The organism is Ensifer canadensis, from assembly GCF_017488845.2.
In the GTDB taxonomy this organism is placed as follows: domain Bacteria; phylum Pseudomonadota; class Alphaproteobacteria; order Rhizobiales; family Rhizobiaceae; genus Ensifer; species Ensifer canadensis.
Window position 1 is genome coordinate 1,419,935 of sequence record NZ_CP083370.1, and the last position, 18,203, is coordinate 1,438,137.

At 59.7% G+C, this 18,203-nt stretch carries 21 protein-coding genes and 1 tRNA gene; 6 read left to right on the forward strand and 16 right to left on the reverse strand.

Annotation, left to right across the window (positions count from 1 at the left end):
- Positions 1-34: 34 nt before the first annotated feature.
- The 3 genes from hspQ to J3R84_RS06990 form a co-directional block, all read right to left on the reverse strand.
- The gene (gene hspQ, locus J3R84_RS06980) at positions 35-364 is read right to left on the reverse strand and encodes a heat shock protein HspQ (protein ID WP_025427014.1); all 330 of its coding nucleotides are present in this window, start codon (positions 362-364) and stop codon (positions 35-37) included.
- Between the two features lie 212 nt (positions 365-576).
- Positions 577-1,986: a type I glutamate--ammonia ligase gene (gene glnA, locus J3R84_RS06985; RefSeq protein ID WP_025427015.1), complete on the reverse strand. Its 1,410-nt coding sequence runs from the start codon at positions 1,984-1,986 to the stop codon at positions 577-579.
- 65 nt (positions 1,987-2,051) lie between these two features.
- Complete coding sequence (locus tag J3R84_RS06990; protein WP_025427016.1) at positions 2,052-2,390, reverse strand: P-II family nitrogen regulator; 339 nt, start codon at positions 2,388-2,390, stop codon at positions 2,052-2,054.
- Between the two features lie 343 nt (positions 2,391-2,733).
- Between J3R84_RS06990 and J3R84_RS06995 the strand changes: the two genes are divergently transcribed.
- On the forward strand, positions 2,734-4,212 hold the full coding sequence (locus J3R84_RS06995) for an NAD(P)H-hydrate dehydratase (RefSeq protein ID WP_203527188.1): 1,479 nt from the start codon (positions 2,734-2,736) through the stop codon (positions 4,210-4,212).
- Positions 4,213-4,288: 76 nt separating this feature from the next.
- On the opposite strand, the gene gpt is transcribed toward J3R84_RS06995, so the two are convergent.
- A complete protein-coding gene (gpt, locus tag J3R84_RS07000; RefSeq protein ID WP_025427018.1) occupies positions 4,289-4,786 on the reverse strand; it encodes a xanthine phosphoribosyltransferase in 498 nt (165 codons plus the stop codon).
- A gap of 163 nt (positions 4,787-4,949) precedes the next feature.
- Positions 4,950-5,705: a competence/damage-inducible protein A gene (locus J3R84_RS07005; protein WP_025427019.1), complete on the reverse strand. Its 756-nt coding sequence runs from the start codon at positions 5,703-5,705 to the stop codon at positions 4,950-4,952.
- A gap of 164 nt (positions 5,706-5,869) precedes the next feature.
- Between J3R84_RS07005 and wrbA the strand changes: the two genes are divergently transcribed.
- The 3 genes from wrbA to J3R84_RS07020 all read left to right on the forward strand — a co-directional run bounded on the left by wrbA (position 5,870) and on the right by J3R84_RS07020 (position 7,253).
- A complete protein-coding gene (gene wrbA / locus J3R84_RS07010) occupies positions 5,870-6,469 on the forward strand; it encodes an NAD(P)H:quinone oxidoreductase (RefSeq protein ID WP_025427020.1) in 600 nt (199 codons plus the stop codon).
- Between the two features lie 232 nt (positions 6,470-6,701).
- Positions 6,702-6,944, forward strand: a complete 243-nt coding sequence (locus J3R84_RS07015; protein ID WP_025427021.1) for a DUF2188 domain-containing protein — start codon at positions 6,702-6,704, stop codon at positions 6,942-6,944.
- Between the two features lie 90 nt (positions 6,945-7,034).
- Entirely contained in the window at positions 7,035-7,253 is a 219-nt protein-coding gene (locus tag J3R84_RS07020) for a hypothetical protein (RefSeq protein WP_025427022.1), read from the forward strand.
- Between the two features lie 95 nt (positions 7,254-7,348).
- Here J3R84_RS07020 and J3R84_RS07025 read toward each other — a convergent pair.
- The 10 genes from J3R84_RS07025 to J3R84_RS07065 form a co-directional block, all read right to left on the reverse strand.
- Positions 7,349-7,433, reverse strand: a tRNA-Leu gene (locus J3R84_RS07025).
- 242 nt (positions 7,434-7,675) lie between these two features.
- Entirely contained in the window at positions 7,676-7,918 is a 243-nt protein-coding gene (locus J3R84_RS07030; RefSeq protein ID WP_025427023.1) for a hypothetical protein, read from the reverse strand.
- 270 nt (positions 7,919-8,188) lie between these two features.
- Positions 8,189-9,256 (reverse strand): IS110 family RNA-guided transposase, encoded by a 1,068-nt coding sequence (locus J3R84_RS07035; RefSeq protein ID WP_025428410.1) that lies wholly within the window; start codon positions 9,254-9,256, stop codon positions 8,189-8,191.
- Between the two features lie 322 nt (positions 9,257-9,578).
- On the reverse strand, positions 9,579-9,701 hold the full coding sequence (locus J3R84_RS38455; RefSeq protein WP_255569942.1) for a hypothetical protein: 123 nt from the start codon (positions 9,699-9,701) through the stop codon (positions 9,579-9,581).
- A gap of 48 nt (positions 9,702-9,749) precedes the next feature.
- On the reverse strand, positions 9,750-9,953 hold the full coding sequence (locus J3R84_RS07040) for a hypothetical protein (protein ID WP_128090372.1): 204 nt from the start codon (positions 9,951-9,953) through the stop codon (positions 9,750-9,752).
- 299 nt (positions 9,954-10,252) lie between these two features.
- Positions 10,253-10,498, reverse strand: coding sequence for a DUF982 domain-containing protein (locus tag J3R84_RS07045; protein ID WP_025427025.1), 246 nt, complete (start codon positions 10,496-10,498; stop codon positions 10,253-10,255).
- A 209-nt stretch (positions 10,499-10,707) separates the two neighbouring features.
- Positions 10,708-10,965: a hypothetical protein gene (locus tag J3R84_RS07050; RefSeq protein ID WP_025427026.1), complete on the reverse strand. Its 258-nt coding sequence runs from the start codon at positions 10,963-10,965 to the stop codon at positions 10,708-10,710.
- Positions 10,966-11,193: 228 nt separating this feature from the next.
- Positions 11,194-11,928 carry an HAD family hydrolase gene (locus J3R84_RS07055; protein ID WP_057210396.1) on the reverse strand — a complete coding sequence of 245 codons (735 nt, stop codon included), beginning with the start codon at positions 11,926-11,928 and terminating at the stop codon, positions 11,194-11,196.
- A gap of 4 nt (positions 11,929-11,932) precedes the next feature.
- Positions 11,933-12,523, reverse strand: a complete 591-nt coding sequence (locus tag J3R84_RS07060; protein ID WP_025427028.1) for a hypothetical protein — start codon at positions 12,521-12,523, stop codon at positions 11,933-11,935.
- Between the two features lie 80 nt (positions 12,524-12,603).
- Positions 12,604-14,058, reverse strand: a complete 1,455-nt coding sequence (locus J3R84_RS07065; protein ID WP_025427029.1) for a TrkH family potassium uptake protein — start codon at positions 14,056-14,058, stop codon at positions 12,604-12,606.
- Between the two features lie 189 nt (positions 14,059-14,247).
- On the opposite strand from J3R84_RS07065, the gene ilvA reads away from it, so the two are divergent.
- Complete coding sequence (gene ilvA, locus J3R84_RS07070) at positions 14,248-15,462, forward strand: threonine ammonia-lyase (protein ID WP_107028030.1); 1,215 nt, start codon at positions 14,248-14,250, stop codon at positions 15,460-15,462.
- Positions 15,463-15,549: 87 nt separating this feature from the next.
- Positions 15,550-15,870, forward strand: a complete 321-nt coding sequence (locus J3R84_RS07075; RefSeq protein WP_025427031.1) for an HlyU family transcriptional regulator — start codon at positions 15,550-15,552, stop codon at positions 15,868-15,870.
- Between the two features lie 212 nt (positions 15,871-16,082).
- On the opposite strand, the gene J3R84_RS07080 is transcribed toward J3R84_RS07075, so the two are convergent.
- Positions 16,083-18,065: a bifunctional 2',3'-cyclic-nucleotide 2'-phosphodiesterase/3'-nucleotidase gene (locus tag J3R84_RS07080; protein ID WP_025427032.1), complete on the reverse strand. Its 1,983-nt coding sequence runs from the start codon at positions 18,063-18,065 to the stop codon at positions 16,083-16,085.
- Positions 18,066-18,203 lie beyond the last annotated feature (138 nt).

Genomic DNA, 18,203 nt, shown 5'->3' on the forward strand with positions numbered 1-18,203 from the left:
GTTTTTCATTTGGGCGAGGCGGCAGTATCGGCCGCTAGTGGCGGAACGTCACCTTGGGCTTGTAATGCCCGATGTCATCCTTCTCGAACAGGGCGTCGACCTGAGCGTGGCGTATCGGCCGATCGCTCTCGTCGGAAACCAGGTTCTGTTCGGACACGTAGGCGACATACTCGCTGTCGTCGTTTTCGGCGAACAGGTGGTAGAAGGGTTGATCCTTGCTTGGGCGGATCTCCTGCGGGATGGCATTCCACCATTCCTCGGTGTTTGCGTATTCCGGGTCGACGTCGAAGACGACGCCGCGGAACGGGAAAACCCGATGGCGAACCACCTGTCCGATCTCGAATTTCGCGTTTCTCTGTTTCATGACGCAACACATCCTTTCAAGGGATTATCTGGGTTGCCAAACCCAAAACATCAATAGGGTGCCATGCACGGCTTCGTGTACGTCTTCCCTGCCTTCTTACACCTCCGCGGCAGGTTGCCCCTAAAAAACAAGCCGACGGGGTCCCTTGAACCCCGCCGGCTTGCCACGTCGTTTCGGGCCGGGTGCGGCATCCGCCGTCCGACCCGTCGGTCTTAGACCGAGTAGTACATGTCGTACTCAACCGGGTGCGGGGTCATTTCGTAACGCATGACTTCCTGCATCTTCAGTTCGATGAAGGAATCGATCTGATCGTCGTCGAAGACGCCGCCGGCGGTCAGGTACTTGCGATCCTTGTCGAGGCTTTCGAGCGCTTCGCGCAGCGAGCCGCAAACGGTCGGGATCTTCTTCAGTTCCTTCGGCGGCAGGTCATAGAGGTCCTTGTCCATGGCCTTGCCCGGATGCAGCTTGTTCTTGATGCCGTCGAGGCCGGCCATCAGCATCGCTGCGAAGGCGAGGTAGGGGTTGGCGGTCGGATCCGGGAAGCGGACTTCGACGCGCTTGGCCTTCGGGTTGGTGCCGAACGGAATGCGGCACGATGCCGAGCGGTTGCGGGCGGAATAGGCAAGCAGAACCGGGGCTTCGTAGCCGGGGACGAGACGCTTGTAGGAATTCGTCGACGGGTTGGTGAAGGCGTTCAGCGATTTTGCATGCTTGATGATGCCGCCGATGAAGTAGAGGCAGCTTTCCGACAGGCCGGCATATTCGTCGCCTGCGAAGGTCGGCTTGCCGTCCTTCCAGATCGACAGGTGCACGTGCATGCCCGAGCCGTTGTCGCCGAAGATCGGCTTCGGCATGAAGGTTGCGGTCTTGCCATAGGCGTTTGCGACCTGATGCACGACGTACTTGTAGATCTGCATCTTGTCGGCGTTGCGAACCAGAGCATCGAACTTGACGCCGAGTTCGTGCTGCGCAGCGGCCACCTCATGGTGATGCTTTTCGACGGTGACGCCCATTTCGGACAGAACCGTCAGCATTTCGGAGCGCATGTCCTGGCAGCTGTCGATCGGCGGGACCGGGAAATAGCCGCCCTTGACGCGCGGACGGTGGCCGAGGTTGCCGGTCTCGTAGTCGGTGTCGTCGTTGGACGGCAGTTCCGAGGAGTCGAGCTTGAAGCCGGTGTTATAAGGATCGGCCTTGTACTTGACGTCGTCGAAGACGAAGAATTCGGCTTCCGGGCCAACGAAGACGGTGTCGCCGATACCGGAGGCCTTCAGGTAGGCTTCGGCCTTCTTTGCCGTGCCGCGCGGGTCGCGGTTGTAGGCTTCGCCCGAAACCGGATCGAGAATGTCGCAGATGATGACCATCGTCGACTGCGCGAAGAACGGGTCCATATGCGCTGTTTCCGGATCGGGCATCAGCACCATGTCGGACTCGTTGATGGCCTTCCAGCCGCCAATCGAGGAACCGTCGAACATGACGCCGTCGGCGAACATGTCTTCGTCGACGCAGACGACATCCATCGTTACATGCTGCAGCTTGCCCTTGGGGTCGGTAAAGCGCAGGTCGACGAACTTGACGTCGTTGTCCTTGATTTGCTTCAGAATATCGCTTGCAGTCGTCATTGTCAGTAATTCCCTGTGTGAGATGACGAGGTTTGAAAAGTGCAGGGCCGAGTGGCCCCTGAGGATCAGATGGCGTCGAGGCCGGTTTCGCCGGTACGAATTCGGATGACTTCCTCAATGTTGGAAACGAAAATCTTTCCGTCGCCAATCCGGCCGGTTTGTGCAGCATTGCGGATTGCCTCGATGACAGCCTCCGCGTTTTCGTCCGCCAGCACCACTTCGACCTTTACCTTCGGCAGGAAGTCCACGACGTATTCGGCGCCGCGATACAGCTCCGTGTGACCCTTCTGTCGACCGAAGCCCTTTGCTTCCGTGACGGTAATGCCCTGCAGGCCGACTTCCTGAAGGGCTTCCTTCACTTCGTCGAGCTTGAAGGGTTTTATGATCGCTTCGATCTTTTTCATGAGAAAATGTCTCTCCGCTTCTCCCTTTAAAGCAGGATCATGCCCGCTCGCCGCTCAATATGCACGTTGCATGCCAGTTTTTCTGCAAAATGATTGCCGAGTGGCAAAATTTCTTTTGGGTGACGAGCGGTGGCTGCTTTCCATGCCTTTGCCGCCAGGAGGTCTGCCTATTTTTTATAAGTTTTCCACCGGTGTCCTCGGATTTGCGACGATGGTCTGGTCGTGGAAGGCATCAAAGCACGTTATTTAAGCAATAAATATGTGCAGATGCATCAAAGATGAGCAGATAGCATTTTGTGCGTGCCACTTGCCGTTGGCCGGCGCAGAGCGTTAAGTCTGAGGCATGCACTCTTCGCTTCATGACGTGTTGATTACGCCGGCCGAAATGGCGGCTATAGACCTGGCAGCCGCGCAATCGGGGATCGACAGCTTCCTGCTGATGCGCCGCGCCGGGTTGGCAGTGGCTGCCGCAGTGCTCAGGTTGTTTCCGCAGGCACAACGCTATGTCGTGCTGTGCGGCCCCGGCAACAATGGTGGCGACGGCTATGTCGCGGCATCAGCGCTTGCCGAGTGCGGTGCGAACGTTGCCGTTTTCGCCTTCGGCGACCCGGCCGCCGCCCTTTCTGGCGATGCGGACCGTGCACGGCAACTGTGGGATGGCGCGATAGATCCGCTTGCTTCGCTCGTGCCGCATCTTGGAGATGTTGTCGTCGATGCACTCTTCGGCGCAGGGCTCTCGCGCGATCTGCCGGAACAGGTGGTGCAAGTAATTGAAAGGATCAACGCTAAGGGCGTGCCCGTCATTGCCGTCGACCTGCCGAGCGGCGTTGACGGTCGAACCGGGCAAATCCGGAGGGCGGCATTCGCGGCAAGCCACACGATCACCTTCATGGCGAGGAAGCCGGGTCATCTGCTGCTTCCCGGCCGCTCCCTGTCCGGCGCGCTTGACGTAGTCGATATCGGCATACCGGCTCGCATCGTGCAGGCGCAAGGCGGCGGCTGGCGCCTCAACACGCCGGCGCTCTGGTCAGATCAGGCGTCAAGGCTTGACGCGTCGACCCACAAGTTCCGCCGTGGCCATCTGGTTGTCTTCTCGGGAGGAGCTCAGGCGACTGGTGCCGCGCGGCTGTCGGCAGCGGCCGGTCTTGCCGCCGGGGCCGGTCTGGTGACGGTGGCGTCACCGAAATCGGCTCTTGATATCAATGCGGCACAACTGACGGCGGTGATGCTGAGGGAGATCGATGATCGGCAGGACCTGGAGCATTGGTTGCGGGACACAAGGCTCGGCGCTTTTGTTCTCGGGCCCGGGTTCGGCGTTGGCGACCGAGCGTGCGACTTTGCGCTACAACTTTGCGACCGCGCGCTGGTTCTCGATGCGGACGGCATCACGTCGTTTCAGGAGCGCAGGTCAGAATTGTTCGAGCGGCTGGCGGTTGCGGCCGGCAGGGTGGTGATGACTCCGCATGAGGGCGAGTTTGCCAGGCTCTTCCCCGAGATCGCTCGCGACGAAAAGCTGTCGAAGATCGAGAAGGCCCAGGCGGCGGCGCGGATCAGCCACGCCACAATTGTCTACAAGGGAGCCGATACCGTCATCGCGGGGGCGGATGGGAAGGTTGCCGTGAACGCCAACGCCCCGCCGTCACTGGCAACGGCGGGATCCGGCGATGTTCTCGCAGGCATTGTCGGTGCGCATCTGGCGCAGGGCATGCCGGCCTTCGAGGCTGCCGCGGCCGGTGTCTGGCGCCATGGTGCTGCCGGTGCGCGTGCCGGACCGGGGTTGACGGCCGAAACCTTGGTGACGTCGATCCCGCCGCTTGGCTGAAGCGTTCGGCGTTGTAAAAAAAGCCCTCGGTTCGCTGGCGCGAGCCGAGGGCGTACATGTTGGCATTAGCTGATTATTAGCCGCGCGTTCCCTTGGCGATCGGCTCCTGATAGGTGAAGCCCAGATCCCACGGAAAGTAGATCCAGGTGTCCTGGCTCACTTCGGTCACGAACGTGTCAACCATCGGCCGGCCCTTGGGCTTGGCGTAAACGGCGGCAAAATGTGCCTTCGGCAGCATGGCTCGAACTTCGGCTGCCGTCTTGCCGGTATCGGTCAGGTCGTCGATGATCAGCACGCCTTCGCCGCCATCCTTGGCAATCTCAGGCGCGATGCCCTTCAGCACCTTCATCTGTCCCTGCGTGTCGTAGTCGTGGTAGGAAGCGATGCACACCGTCTCGATCATGCGGATATTGAGCTCACGGCAGATAATGGCCGCCGGCACGAGTCCGCCGCGCGTGATGCAGACCATGGCACGCCATTCCTGCCCCTGGTCGGCCAGCCGCCAGGCAAGCGCGCGCGCGTCGCGGTGGAACTGATCCCAGGAAACGGGGAAGGCTTTATCGGGCAGGGACATTTCTGGGCTCCGGCTTGTCTGGACGAGGTAAAGGCGAAGCATCCGGCAGATCGGGCAGGCGCTGACGCTTCATCCTGATTTGCCGACATGCAATAGCGGCAATGACGGCCGGTGCGCAAGAGCTTCGCATCCTTCCACATCTGCCGGCTCCTCCCGCCGGCCGTCAGACTTTGGCGCGGGAGGCGGTGATCGTATCGATCATTGCCTGCACATCGGCAGCGGCCGCCGACAAAGCCTGCGGATCGCGCGCCCGCACGACGATGTCGGTGGAGAAGACCTTGCCGTCGAATTTGGGGTAGGAGCCGATGCTCGTCTCCGGATGGTTCTTCTGCACTTCGGTCAGCGGCGTGCCGATGTCGCCTTCCCCATAGGGCGAGCGGACCGATTGCGAGAGCAACGGCGTACCGGTCTGCAGATCCGGCATGATCGCGTCGAGCATCGCCTGGAACACCTGTGGCACGCCGGCCATCACGTGCACGTTGCCAATGGCAAAGCCCGGTGCGGTGGAGACCGGGTTGGGGATCAATCGGGAACCCTCCGGCATGCGCGCCATGCGCTTGCGCGCGTCCGAGAATTCCATGCCGCGGCGTTCGTACATCGCGCCGAGCAGTGTCATGGCTCGTTCGTCATAGATGCAGTCTACAGCGAAAGCCTTCGAGACCGCGTCGGCCGTGATGTCGTCATGGGTCGGCCCGATCCCACCAGACGTAAAGACGTAGTCATAGCGCTCGCGCACGGCGTTGATGGCGTCGACGATCGAGGCTTCCTCGTCGGGAACGATGCGGACCTCGCGCAGATCGATCCCGACCATCGTCATCATGTCGGCGAGATGGCCGATGTTCTTGTCCTTGGTCCTGCCGGACAGCAGCTCGTCGCCAATGGCGACCATGGCGGCAGTAACGATCTTAGGGCTGCTCATTGGCGATCCTGCTTATGTGAGATGATTGTTCAGTAGCATCAGGTGATTGTTCGAGAATTGAGGACGCTCTGTTGACCGTACGGCTCCTGGCAACCGGATGCATTTTGATAAATCCTGCAGGCGACGGTAATCAAGCGGAATTGCCTGAATCCAAAGGAGCATTTATGGCCAAGGTTCTCGTTCTCTACTATTCGGCATATGGACACATCGAAACGATGGCCAACGCGGTTGCGGAAGGCGCCAAATCGGCAGGTGCCGACGTCGTCGTCAAGCGCGTTCCCGAACTGGTCTCGGAAGACGTTGCCAAGGCATCGTACTACAAGGTGGATCAGGCCGCACCGATCGCAACTATCGACGAACTGGCGGACTATGACGCCATCATCTTTGGCGCCGGCACACGCTACGGCACCGTTGCCTCGCAGATGCGCAACTTCATCGACCAGACCGGGTCTCTCTGGGCGCAGGGCAAGCTGGTCGGCAAGGTAGGCTCGGCCTTCACGTCATCGGCAACGCAGCATGGCGGCCAGGAAACAACCATTCTCGGCTTCATTCCGACCCTGATGCACCACGGCATGGTCGTCGTCGGCCTTCCCTATGCCTTCCAGGGACAGATGGGTCTTGAAGAGATCAAGGGCGGTTCGCCCTACGGCGCTTCGACCATCACCGGCGCTGACGGCGCGCGCCAGCCTTCGGCGGTCGAGCTCGATGCCGCTCGCTATCAGGGTGCGCATGTCGCCAAGATTGCGACGAAGCTGTCAGCCTAAGCCACGGAAAAGACTTGAAAGATCACAAGGAAAGCGGCCCCCGCAAAGGGCCGCTTTTTCGTTGTTGCACGGCCTGTCACATTCTGATTCGCGAAAGTGGCCTATCGGCCTATTCCTGTGTTAATATCCGCCCCGTTCGGCATGAGAATGCCATTGACGAGGAGGAATATTGGGCCGGGCGGTAACGGCCCGCGAAAGGCGGGATTGCCTTTCGGAGTGCAGGGAGAGAAGCATGGCGCGCATCACGTACTCCATCGTTCCCCACGACGGCGGTTGGGCCTACAAGGCAGCCGACGCTTTTTCGGAACCCTTTCCCAGCCGAGAAATGGCGCTGGCGGCCGCCAAGGCCGCAGCGGCTGAACAGCAGGTCGGCGGCGACGACGAGGATATCAGTTTCCAGGACGAAAAAGGCGACTGGCACTTCGAGCATACCGATGGCGGTGACCGACCCGAGGCAACCGTCGAAGACGGTTGACAGACTTTTCGGACAATTTGATCGGTCCGTTCCACGTAAGCTTCTGCAAGAGTATTGCGTCCACTGCATCTGCATAGCGGAGGATTTTCAATGCAACACTACAGCGTTCAGATCTTCACCTGGACCGCCCGCAATGGCGTGCAACAGGTAGGGTCGGCAATTGAAGTCGATGCACTCAACCCTAAGGCGGCAGCGGTTTCCCTGCTTGGCCTGCGGTTAGAGGACAAGGGAGCCTGCACGAAACTGGCGGTCAGGGTCTGGCACGATGATGCTCAGCGGGCCGAATGCGATTGCTTCTACTACCACTAAGCGGCACACCAACTAAAGGCGGACTTACGTAGGGCCATCCGGTGAGCGGGTAGGCGCGCTGTGTTGCGCGTGAAGCACTTTCCGCAACAGCCATCTGGTGCGGGCGGCGGGGATCGAACCCGCACAGCCGAGGCCGAGAGATTTTAAGTCTCTTGCGTCTACCAGTTTCGCCACGCCCGCACTGGGCGTTTTCAGTACCTTGGGCGTTATCGTTTTGGAAGGGCTAACAGCGGATTTTTCGTTGCCCAGTTCATGTGCCCGTGTTGCCCTCACTGGTTTGAAACAACGCCCGCGGAACGCGCGCCGGTGTTCGATGCGCTACATAGGGTTTCGGGCCAGGGCAAATACGCCAAGGGCGTGCGCCCGACCATGGGTGAAAATATCCGGAAATCAGGGCGACCGAGGCCGCCCTTTCCTAAAATTCAGTTGCCGTTGTAAAAAGACTTACCGTTACTCGATGCAGCCCCACGTTTATCCTGTGCCTTTTTTTCCGAGGCTGGAGGTCCATCACGACTTATAGCGTTCATGCGATTCCGGCCATAGGCCAGTTCAAGACCGATGTGGGTCTTGACGGCTGTCTGCTTTTCGACAGGCGCGGACGACACAGCGGCGAAGGCCGAGCCGGCAAACGCGAGCGATGCCACTGCGGCAATGATGATCTTCATTGATAGTCTCCAATGAAAGAACACAAGGGGCGAAACGCCTTCGATTGGCGGCTTTTCCTTGGGTTCGGTTGGTTATTGATCGGCATTTTCGCCGATCGGCTAAATCTCTTCCTTCCGCGCGACAGGCATCTGCCGTTCGGTTCTTGAACCAGTCTCCAATGCGTGACCCTGATGCCGTGCTGGCTTCGGTCACAGAGTGGCGTTCGGCTCCCGGCTTCCCATTCTCCTTGAGGAGCGCAGCCCAGTCCTGCCGGGCTCGCTAGACGACAATCAGGACAGCCGGGATATCGTCGACGCGCCTTCCGTGGTGCTGGTGCCGCGCGGCTCGTAAGCGCGCTGGTCACGCAGGATCTGGAAGGCGATCGTCAAAAGCTTGCGCGCGATCGCCACACGCGCCTTGTTGGTTCCTCTGATCTTCAGATGCTCGTACTGGTCATGAAGTTGCGCATCGCTGGCGATGGCGGGGGTGACGGCTTCGACGAAAGCCCAGCGCAGCCACTTGTTGCCCTGCTTGATGATCTTGCCGTGAAAGGTCTTGCCGCCGGAGGAATAGGTCGAGGGCACCAGTCCGGCATAGGCGGCGAGCTTCTTCGGATTGCGAAAGCGGGATACATCGTCAATCTCCGCGTCGATCAGCCGGGCGAAGAACTCGCCGATGCCGGGGATCGTCTTCAACAGCTTGACGTTGGCATTGGCCTTGGTCATCGCCCGGATCGTTGCTTCCGACTGCTTGATCCGCACGTCAATGTCGCCGATGAAGGCGAGGCCACGGTCGATCTGGATGCGGTCGATCTCCGAGACGTTGACTTGCGCCAGCTGGACGCGGCCGGCCTTGCCAAACAGATCCCCGAGCTTCTTCAGCTGTGCCGTCTGCTCCGGATAGCGATCAAACACCGTGACAATGCGGTTCTTCGTCATCGTGCGCAGCCGCACGTAAAACATCCGCTCGCGCAGGGCGACGCGCAGGTCTCTTGCTCGTTCGCTGGGCGCCCAGGCCTCCGGCACCAGGTCGGCCCTGAGCAGATGCGCGAGCACCGTCGCATCGATCTTGTCGGTCTTGATCTTGGCGTCGGCAATCGCCTTGACCTTCAAAGGATGGGCGAGAACGACATCATCGCAAATGTCGTCGAGCCAGTCGTACATCACCATCCAGTTGCGCGTCGCCTCGACCACGGCATGCGAGTTCTCGCGGTAGCGTTCGAGAAACCCACCGAGCGACTGGCGATCGTTCTTCACCCGGCCCGATCTGAGCGTCTTGCCGCTGCTGTCCTGCACCACCAGATGACTATAGGATTTGTGGTAGTCGACGCCGATATGGTAATCATAAGAGGCAGTCATGCTTCCAACTCCCTTGTTGAGATCTTCGAAACCCCAATAAGGTAAGCCGAAAGGCCGGAAGCGTGACTGTCCCTCGATCATCACCTGCATCTCAATGGTCCGTTCTCTCCTGGGACGCGGCTGCTTTCATGCCACCTCCTTGGTTCGAACCCGGCGCACTACGGTTAGCAAACGGGGAACCTTGGCGTAGATCGGCAGGGAGATCAGTGACATACGGCAGATGCCGTATTTCGACCGCGGTCGAGGTGGCGAAACCTAGGAATGGTTACGGCAAGCTTTAGGAGATGTGCGCCGGGGCGTGTTGCAGACCTGCGGCGTCAGTTTAGAAGTTCGTGGCGATGCTGTGGCTGTAAATCCGGCCCTCTTCAGCCTTCTTGGCCGCAAGAGGTACCACGACGATGAAGGCGACGAGAGCGAGAATGAAAGCCGGTCCGGGAAGCGCCACCACAGATTTCCTCGATTTATGATCGTCCCCACTATTTGGGAGTTAGGCTTAATTGAAGCTGAACGGCAGCTGTCGAATGGCTGTCGAGAAACGAAAAATGGCGTCTTCAGAAGTCTTTATTGTTGCGGATCGTCCGAAGGCGAAGCGGTTCTGCATCCAAACTTGATTGTCGCGTTCTTGCTGGCCGATAGCGTGAGCCTCACGGTGAGTTTGGAGCAGCCGGACGACCTCAGCCGCTGCCGGCGCTTTCACCAATTGTTCCTCCCTCAAATGGGTTATTGGGGAAGGGTAGGCCGGGTTCGTACTGTGGATGTTCGCGCCTCGTTCGGCATGTTTTAGGCGTCGCTTTATATTGGGCGCGACCAATTTGCCTTTGAAGCCGGTAGTGCCGATCCACCGGAGGGCGACCTACTTTCCTTAAATCGTATTCGATTTAAGGAAACCTGCAGTAATTCAAAGTGCTACAGCGACCTTGCGCGTCTAATAAGACGCGCGTCGCTTTAGGTACATTTGTAACAGGGGTAAGCCGGGCTCTATGCCGGGGCGCAAGGTTACTCCCGGACGGGAATGCCCGCTTCGCGCGCAGCATCGATGAAGGCTTTGCGGGCGGCCTCTGCCGGTTGCTTGCCCTCGATCACGGCAGCACACGTATCGAGTGCCAGTGTCAGCAGCGCGCTGTCTTCGAGCGGCCAGTCCTCGATCATCGCCCAGGACGCTTCGGTCGTGTTCGTAATGGTCGTGTATTTCTCCGGTCCCTCCAGGGCCAAAGCTACGGGCTTTTCCCAATTTTCGGCCATGTCGATCACCTCGATTTCGATTGATGGCGGCACATAACACAGATCTGGCCGATTCCGCGAGCGGTGCGATGGCTGCCAGCGTCTCTGCGATACCCGGTCGTCTGCACGCGCACATACGCTCTGCATTGCAATTTCGGGCCCGCTGCCGGGCCGTGGATCGGGCTATTTCGACGGCCGCAAAGCGGAAGGCGCTTTGGATCGGGCGGAGTTTATGCGTCCTTTTCCTTCTGGCGCAGACAATAGAAGATCGCGCCAGCAAGCAGTGCTCCAAGGCTATAGGCGAAGAATGCCTGGAAATACGGGCCGCCTGACGCGAAAATGTAGATCGGCGGTGCGATGAATAGCATTATTGCCAAGCCGACAAGGCGAGATGCAAAGACGCCCGTGGAGGAAAGCTTCCTGACAATCCACCCGATCAGCATGCTGGTGAACGCCATGGCGACAGTGGCCCCGAATAGCTCCGCCAAACTGTTTCTCCCTCAACGTGCCTTTCGGTTTCCCGCAGCTTTCTCCGATTCGTTCGGATTTCATAGCTCTTTTCGGGTCGCCCTAAAGCGCAGGACCACAAGCCTCGTCATCGCAACTTACGATGTCAAAGCCGCTCTGGTCCAGGCGAGAGCCCTACTGCATGGTTCCTTAAATCCTATTCGATTTAAGGATAAAAACAGGCAGCAATTCAAAGGGCTACAGCGACCTTAGCGCGTCTTATTTAGACGCGCGGCGCTGTCGTCGGGCAACGTTTGCAGTGCATCCGACAGACCACCGAGATCGGCGATCTCGCGGAAGCGCGGATGGCTGTCGGGTTTGTCGTGATGCTCGAATGCCCAGGTGAGGGCATGCGGCACATAGATGCCCCAACTGCCGGCCTCGAGGGCAGGGACGATGTCGGACTTCAACGAGTTGCCGACCATCAGGCTTTTCGCCGGGCCGTCGCCGTGGCGTGTGAAGATGCGATCGTATGTGGCGGCCGTTTTGTCGCTGACGATTTCGACGGCGTTGAAGTAATCGCCCAATCCAGAGGCGGCGAGCTTGCGCTCCTGGTCGAAGAGGTCGCCCTTGGTAATCATCACCAACCGGAAGGTGCCATGAAGCGTCTCGAGCGTTTCCTTGACATGTGGCAGCGGCTCGACCGGGTGGACCAGCATCTCGCGTCCGGCCGCAAGGATTTCTGCGATCACCGATGACGGGACGCGCCCGTCCGTCACGTCGACAGCGGTCTCCACCATCGACAGCACGAAGCCCTTGATGCCAAAACCGTACAGGCCGAGGTTGCGCTTTTCGGCGGCCAGCAGCCGTGCGGGCAGGCTTTCCGTGTCGGCATGGTCCTTGAGCAGTTCGGCGAAGCGCGCCTCGGTCAGGCGATAGAACTGTTCGTTTTGCCAAAGCGTATCATCGGCATCGAAGCCGATCGTCGTAATCATGTCAGGCATTGTCTCACGGTCCGGCTATCTTGAACGGCTGATCGATCGTCGCTGTCTTGCCGCTGTTGATATCGTTGAAATGGAAGCGCAGCACGTAGTCACCGACCGGAGCCCCGGAAACGTCGATCGTCAGGGTCGAATAGATCTCCTGGTTCTTGAGGTAACCGGTGAAGGTGAAGTCGCCAAATGCCTTCTGCCCGGCAAGGATATCGCCCTTGGGATTGAGGATGTCGAAATCGACGGTGAAGTGCGTTTCCAACTTGCCCTTGGTGGCCGCGTCCTTCCAGGTGAGGCCGACCGGTTCGACGTAGGATACGAGCGCTTCCCCGGTCTTGAAGACGGTCCCGTCCTTGGGCTCGTACATGGCATAGCCAGCCGGTTCCTTGGTGATGAAGACGGCCTTGCCGATGGAGAACGGCAGGGTTTGCGAAAAATCACCGACCGCTTGCCGCAGGAGTTCCCGTGCTTTGGCCGGGTCGCCGGAGGTCGCCAATTGTTCCGCCTTGGTCGCGGCGTCGACGAGCGGCCCGGCCTTTGCCTCGACGCTTATGCAGAGCATGCTTGCGGCGGTTAGCACCGCCAGCAGTGACCGATGTTTCGCCATGACGTTCCCCTTTGTCCCTTGGATGCGACTTTCGGCATTTGCCGCATCGAGTCAAGACGATAGGGCCGGCGCGGCAATGGTCAATGTTTCCAGAAGATCGGCGTCAGAATCACCAGAACGGTCAGCACTTCCAGACGACCCAGCAACATCATCAGCGACAGGAGATAAAGCTCCGGGTCCTGGAGTGTCGAGAAGTTGCCCGCCGGGCCAATGAGACTGCCGAGGCCGGGACCGACATTGGAAAGGCAGGTGATGACCGCTGAGGTCGCGGTTATGAAATCATAGCCGAGCGCGCCCATGCCGAGGCTGCCCAGCACCCACAGCAGGATATAGGTGGTGAAGAACAGGAAGATCGCGCGCTGCGTATCGGCATCAACAGTGTTGTTACCGTAACGTACGGCATAGATCGCATTGGGGTAGATGAGCTTGTTGAGGCCCGAGCGGATGGCGTTGAAGAGCACCACGAAGCGATAGGCCTTGATGCCGCCGGCAGTCGATCCGGAACAGCCGCCCATGAAGGTTGCGATGAAAGCGACCATCACCACGAAGGGACCCCACAGGCTGTAGTCCTCGCTCGCATAGCCGCTGGTCGAAAGGATCGAGGTGATGTTGAAGAAGGAATGTGCAAGCGCCAGGTGAAACTCGACGCCACTGACGAGGCGATGATAGATCGCCACGGCGATCGAGAAGGCCGAGAGATAGCCGAGGAAGACGATGATCTGCGGGTCGCGAAGCGCGTCGAGGCGGCCGCGCACGACAAGCACGATCAGGATCGAGAACGGCAGGCTGCAGAGCGCCATGAAGAAGGTCGCCGTCCAGAGCAGCGGGATACTGCCGAAATAGCCGAATGACGCATCATGCGTCGAGAAACCGCCCGTCGCCACCGTCGACATCGCATGATTGATCGCGTCGAACCGGTTCATGCCCGTCATGTTGTACCCGATCGTGCAGAGAACCGTGATCGAGATATAGATGAGAAGGAATGCGCGGCTGAAGCTTGCGACGCGAGCGAACGGCTTGTCGCTCGTATCGGAGGATTCCATCTTGAAGAACGACATGCCGCCAACCCGGAGATAGGGGATGATGAACAGGCCAAGGACGACGATGCCGATGCCGCCGAGCCAGCACAAGAGCGAGCGCCAGACGAGCAGTCCCGGCGGCGCATCGTCGAGCCCGACGATGACGGTCGATCCGGTTGTCGTGATGGCGGAGACGGATTCGAACAGCGCCTGCGCGAAGTCGAGCTTCAATGAAGACAGCCACAGCGGGATGGCGCCGACGACTGAAAATACCGCCCAGAGCAGGTTGACCAGCAGAAAGCCGAACTTCTTCGAAAACGGCGGCGGTCCCATGCGCGTCGCCATGAACGTCGCTGCCGAAAGGCCGCCGATCATGAAGGCGGATACAGCAAAGATCTGCCAATCGCGATGGCCGTAATAGAGGTCGACCATCGCCGGCACGAGCATCGCCACCGACAGGTAGAGGCCGAGGATCGCTGCGATGTGCACAGCATGCCGGATCAGGGTTGCGTTCAAACGTTCGATTTCCTGGAAATGAAACTACGTGATCTGGCGAGGCGCGAAGCGGTTACATTGTCCACCGCCGGTCGATTCGAGTCAAAGCGATGGCCTCGAGCGCTGCAATGTGCAATAGCGGCTGCCATCGGCAAACTCAATGGATGACCTCACGTGACGAAGCAGGATGTTGACAACGCAACCACGGCGATGCGTGATATTTTTCCGGCCACGCCGCTGCAATTGAACGAACATCTGAGCGCCAGGTACGGCGCCAACATCTTCCTCAAGCGCGAGGACCTTTCGCCGGTTCGCTCCTACAAGATCAGAGGCGCGTTCAATTTCTTCCGCAAGGTGCTTGGTGCCGGCGCGACGGGCAAGACCTTCGTGTGCGCCTCGGCAGGCAACCACGCGCAGGGCTTCGCCTTCGTCTGCCGGCATTTCAGTGTTCCTGGCGTCGTCTTCATGCCGGTGACCACGCCGCAGCAGAAGATTGACAAGACCCGCATGTTCGGCGGCGAGTTCATCACGATCCGCCTTGTCGGCGACATCTTCGACCAATGCTACAAGGCTGCGCGCGAGCATGTGGAAACGATCGATGGCGTCATGGTGCCGCCGTTCGATCATCTCGACATCATCGAAGGGCAGGCGACTGTTGCCGCTGAAATCGCCGAGCAATTGCCCGAGGGCGTCAGGCCCGATCTCGTCGTGCTTCCGGTCGGTGGCGGTGGCCTGTCGGCCGGCGTCACCGGCTATCTGAAGGATGATGTCGCCGCCGACCATTTCGTCTTCTGCGAACCATCAGGCGCGCCGAGCCTCCGGCAGAGCCTCGAGACCGGCAGTCTTGTCACGCTCGACCAAGTCGACAACTTCGTCGATGGCGCAGCTGTCGGGCGGATCGGCGATCTGAATTTTGCGGCTCTTCGCCGCTTCTCTGCCGACCAGGTCATGCTGCTTCCGGAAAACGCGATCTGCATGACGATCATCGACATGTTGAATGTCGAGGGCGTTGTGCTCGAGCCCGCAGGCGCATTGTCGATCACGGCGCTGGACGCGATCGGTCGCGAAAAGCTTGAAGGCAAGACCGTCATCGCCGTCGTCTCCGGCGGCAACTTCGACTTCGAGCGTCTTCCTGACGTCAAGGAGCGGGCGATGCGGCATGCGGGGCTCAAGAAGTATTTCATCCTGCGCATGGCGCAGCGCCCTGGTGCCTTGCGCGACTTCCTCAACCTGCTCGGCGACGAGGACGATATCTCGCGCTTCGAATATTTGAAGAAGTCCGCGCGCAATTTCGGTTCGATCCTCATCGGCATAGAGACCAAGCACGCGGAGAATTTCCCGATCCTGAAGTCGCGGTTCGACGCTGCCGGCCTGCGGTATCAGGACATCACCGAGAACGAGATCCTGTCCAATCTGATCATCTGACGGCTGGTGGGCGGAGACGTAATGGCAGAGGGTCGACATCGACACTTTGGCTTTGACAGCTTTCGCCGTCGCGTCTAAGTCTTGCTCATGGCATCATTTTTCTCAAAACTGTTCGGCCGCTCCGGCTCCACCGAAAACGAGGCTCAAGGCGCATCGGGAAAAACCGAAGCCTATGCAGAGTGCACGATCCGCGCGACACCGATGCGCGAAGGCTCGCAGTTCCGTCTGGCTGGCAGCATCGAGAAGACGATCGCCGAAGGCGACGTGCGGGTGCGCAGCTTCATCCGGGCCGATCTGTTCACGTCCGAACAAGACGCGATCGATGCCGCTTTCCGCAAGGGCCGCCAGATCATCGACCAGACCGGACCGTCGTTGTTTTCTGACGACGCCCCGTCGCGGCAAGTCTGATTGTTGGCGGCAAGCCGCGACGTCCGATTTATAAAAATATTGCAGTGACTTGGCGTCAAGAGCTCGTGTCCATCGTAAGCGCAAGCGGCTCACTCACGTCCAGATTGATGGCTGCTTCAGCATCCGCATTGCCGCTTTTGGCATTTGCTGGTAGCGGCACTTCCGTTCTCCACGCCAGGGGACGTACCCCCGCCTTGCGGGGGCACTCGGCATCACAGCTTGATGCGGAAACGGGCGAATCCTTCTGCGGCTTCACCCGCATCCTCGATCGTCACGCCTTTGACCTGCGACAGGAACTGCCTTGCCTTCGGGCCGCTGTCGAACGTGACGCTGGTGTTCGCGAGTGGCGCGAAGGTCCAGTTGGCATCGGCCGCCGGATTTATGGTTCCCTGGTCAATGATGTAGCGAACCACTACGTCGCGGTTGGTGTCGGGTGCCACGAAGACCACCTTGTCGGCAGCGATATCAGGGAAATGGCCGCCGCCACCGGCGCGGTAGTTGTTCGTCGCGACGACAAATTTCTGCGCCGGGTCAATCGGTTGTCCATTGAAGTTCAGGTTCTTGATACGATTGGCTGACGGGTTGATGGCATTGCCGTCCTTGTCGAACTTCGGCGGCTCGGACAGGTCGATCTGGTAAGTGACGCCGTCGATGACATCGAAGTTGTAGGACGGAAAGTCACCGTTGATCAGGGCTGCATCCGAGGCTCCAGCCTTCACCTGGTTGAAGATGCCTGCGGACATTTCCAGCCAGTTGCGCACCTGCTCGCCGGTGATGACGACGGCCTGGACCGTGTTGGGGTAGAGATAGAGATCGGCGACGTTCTTGATGGCGATGTCGCCGGCCGGAACGTCGGTGTAGTAGTCGGCGCCGCCGCGACCGCCGGCCTTGAATGGAGCCGCAGCGGAGAGCACAGGCAGATCCTTGTGCTCCGTATCCTTCAGCATGTCCTTGATGTACCAGGTCTGCGCCTGGCTGACGATCTGGACAGACGGATCGTCGGCGACCAGGGCGAAGTAGGAATAGAGCGGCACCGCGCTTTTGCCGACCGGCGTGCGAACATAGGCAAGTGTTGCCTCGTGTTCCTTTTGTGCCGCCGCCAGCACTTCCGGCTTTTCGGCGACCTCGGCGATCACCTTCTTGTCCTCGCGCCGGTAGATCGGCCGCGCTTCGCTGGTGGAGCTGATGACGCGCCAGGCGCCGCCTTCGCGTTCGATCAGCAGATCGATCAGGCCGAGATGCGAACCCCAGAACCCGCCCATGACGCCGGGCTTGCCCGAAATCAGCCCCTTGGCATTGTCGACGCCGGCGATTTTGGCGAACTTCGGACCGGGGAAATCGAGATGGCTATGCCCGGTCACGATGGCGTCGATGCCTTCGACCGCGGCCAGCGGAACCGATGCGTTTTCGAGGTTTTCGGCGTAGTCCTGCTGACCGATGCCGGAGTGGGAAAGCGCGATGACGATATCGGCACCTTCCTCGCGCATCTGCGGAACCCAGGCTTGGGCCGCCGTGACGATATCGCGGGCATTGGCCTTGCCCTCAAGGTGCTTTGCGTCCCAGGACATGATCTGCGGAGGCACGAAACCGATGAGCCCGACCCGGATCGCATGCTCGGCGCCGGCACCGTCCTTCACCTTGCGGTCGAGAATGACGTAGGGCTTGAGGAACAGCTGGTCCTGTCGGGCATCGGCGGCGAGCGCGCCCTTGGTCAGGTTGGCGCAGACCAGCGGGAAGTTGGCGCCGTTCAGCACCTTGAACATGAAATCAAGGCCATAGTTGAATTCGTGGTTGCCGAGCGTGCCGCAATCGTAGCCAAGCACGTTCATTGCGGCGATAACAGGATGGATGTCACCATCCTTCATGCCACGCTGATAGGCGATGTAGTCGCCCATCGGGTTTCCCTGCAGGAAGTCGCCGTTATCGACGAGGATCGAGTTGGTTGCCTCCGCCCGGATGGCGTCGACGATCGAGGCCGTGCGTGCTAGCCCCAGCGTGTCGTTCGGCTTGTCGCCGTAGTAGTCGTAGGGAAAGACGTGAACGTGCAGGTCGGTCGTTTCCATGATGCGCAGATGCGCCTGGTTGGCGGCAGCACGTGCGGAGAAGGGGTGAAGCATTACCAGCGCCGAGGCGGCGGCGACGCCGGACAGAAGCGAGCGGCGCGAGAGGTGGAACGGGGATGTCGTCGATTGCATGCTTGCCCTCCATTGATGAATGCCATTGCGTGTGCAATCCGCGGTTTCTGATTTGACATGCGAACCACGGTGGGTTGGTCGCGACTATGCCGGAAAGGCAACACTTCGCAAAGCAGTTGATTCTCGCATTGCAATTCC

Bases quoted from the DNA above. Each gene is read 5' to 3' on its own strand.
- hspQ (WP_025427014.1), bottom strand. From the start codon at position 364: ATGAAACAGAGAAACGCGAAATTCGAGATCGGACAGGTGGTTCGCCAT.
- J3R84_RS07060 (WP_025427028.1), bottom strand. From the start codon at position 12,523: ATGGCGAAACATCGGTCACTGCTGGCGGTGCTAACCGCCGCAAGCATG.
- J3R84_RS06995 (WP_203527188.1), top strand. From the start codon at position 2,734: ATGCACTCTTCGCTTCATGACGTGTTGATTACGCCGGCCGAAATGGCG.
- J3R84_RS07020 (WP_025427022.1), top strand. From the start codon at position 7,035: ATGCAACACTACAGCGTTCAGATCTTCACCTGGACCGCCCGCAATGGC.
- ilvA (WP_107028030.1), top strand. From the start codon at position 14,248: ATGCGTGATATTTTTCCGGCCACGCCGCTGCAATTGAACGAACATCTG.
- J3R84_RS07055 (WP_057210396.1), bottom strand. From the start codon at position 11,928: ATGCCTGACATGATTACGACGATCGGCTTCGATGCCGATGATACGCTT.
- J3R84_RS07035 (WP_025428410.1), bottom strand. From the start codon at position 9,256: ATGACTGCCTCTTATGATTACCATATCGGCGTCGACTACCACAAATCC.
- glnA (WP_025427015.1), bottom strand. From the start codon at position 1,986: ATGACGACTGCAAGCGATATTCTGAAGCAAATCAAGGACAACGACGTC.
- J3R84_RS07075 (WP_025427031.1), top strand. From the start codon at position 15,550: ATGGCATCATTTTTCTCAAAACTGTTCGGCCGCTCCGGCTCCACCGAA.
- J3R84_RS06990 (WP_025427016.1), bottom strand. From the start codon at position 2,390: ATGAAAAAGATCGAAGCGATCATAAAACCCTTCAAGCTCGACGAAGTG.
- J3R84_RS07045 (WP_025427025.1), bottom strand. From the start codon at position 10,498: ATGGCCGAAAATTGGGAAAAGCCCGTAGCTTTGGCCCTGGAGGGACCG.
- gpt (WP_025427018.1), bottom strand. From the start codon at position 4,786: ATGTCCCTGCCCGATAAAGCCTTCCCCGTTTCCTGGGATCAGTTCCAC.
- J3R84_RS07080 (WP_025427032.1), bottom strand. From the start codon at position 18,065: ATGCAATCGACGACATCCCCGTTCCACCTCTCGCGCCGCTCGCTTCTG.
- wrbA (WP_025427020.1), top strand. From the start codon at position 5,870: ATGGCCAAGGTTCTCGTTCTCTACTATTCGGCATATGGACACATCGAA.
- J3R84_RS07005 (WP_025427019.1), bottom strand. From the start codon at position 5,705: ATGAGCAGCCCTAAGATCGTTACTGCCGCCATGGTCGCCATTGGCGAC.
- J3R84_RS07030 (WP_025427023.1), bottom strand. From the start codon at position 7,918: ATGAAGATCATCATTGCCGCAGTGGCATCGCTCGCGTTTGCCGGCTCG.
- J3R84_RS07015 (WP_025427021.1), top strand. From the start codon at position 6,702: ATGGCGCGCATCACGTACTCCATCGTTCCCCACGACGGCGGTTGGGCC.